At 34.9% G+C, this 1,141-nt stretch carries 2 protein-coding genes; both read left to right on the plus strand.

Annotated elements, in window-relative coordinates:
- Positions 1-594, plus strand: a 594-nt coding sequence (locus BR30_RS0116225; protein WP_026565888.1) for a phage major capsid protein, incomplete at its 5' end; no start/stop codon positions are given.
- 225 nt (positions 595-819) lie between these two features.
- On the plus strand, positions 820-1,141 hold a 322-nt coding region (locus BR30_RS0116235), incomplete at its 3' end, for a phage head-tail connector protein (protein ID WP_026565889.1).

A 1,141-nucleotide genomic window follows, 5' to 3' on the forward strand; every position in this document is an offset into this window, starting at 1 on the left:
ATCAACCCTGCTTTACTAAGCCAAACAAGTGTAAACTTGTCAATTGCTAAACTAGCAACTGGTATTGAATTATCTGATGAGGTGCTTGCAAATGCTTATGGCAACCCATTAGATGAAGCTGAAAAGCAATTAGTAAAATCAGTTTCTAATGGTTTAGAAGCTAAATTATTCACAGCTTTAGGTGCTATCACTGGTGGTATGTTACATGCTTCTGCATCAACATCATTATCTACAACTGTTATTGGTGATGCTTTAGTTAAGTTTGGTGAAGATGTAGATGGAGAGAAATACATTGTTGTTTCCCCAACTGAATTTGCTAACCTAAGAAAAGACCCTAACTTTGTTGTAAAACAAAATGACAAAGTTGATTCTGTTGGTGAAGTTTATGGCTGTACTGTTATTGTTTCTAACTATGTTGGTACAAAACAAGCATTCATTATCAAGCCAAATGCTTTAGGTGTTTACCTAAACAAAGCTGTATCAGTTGAAATGGACAGAAACATTCTTACTAAGTCAACAGTAGTAACTGCTGACATGCAGTATGCTTACCATGTAAGAGATGCTTCTGGTGCAATCAAAATTACTTTAGCTTAATATTAAGTATTAAGTAACAGTAAGATGTAACACTTTTACACAAAATTGACAAGGAGGATGGCTGATATGGCTGTTCTCCTTTTATTTTTAAGGAGTTGATAATGGTGGGAATGTTAATGCACATGACCCAACAAAAACTGCTTGAAGAAGCTAAAAAGGTTGAAGAGGTCAAAGAAAAAAAGACTGTTAAGAAGTCAGCACAAAAAGAAAAGTAGGTGATATGTAGTGGCTGATATAACAATTATAAAGACCATTTTAGGTCTTTCAGATACATCAAAGGATGTAATATTAAATGCCCTATACACCAACATTGAAAGTGCAGTAAAACTTTACATTAACAGTGATACTGCCCCTGCTGAATTGGTGTGGGTAATAAATGAAGCTACCATTGCCAGATACAACAGAGTGGGTAGTGAAGGACTTACACAAGAAAATATAGATGTTATTGGTTTAACATACCAAGCTGATGTGCTTGATGTTTATAAGCCTTATTTGGATGCTTACATTGTCAAGGTTGGCACTTCTAATTCTCCTAGATTGAGAATGT

It is taken from the genome of Bacillus sp. UNC41MFS5 (assembly GCF_000686805.1).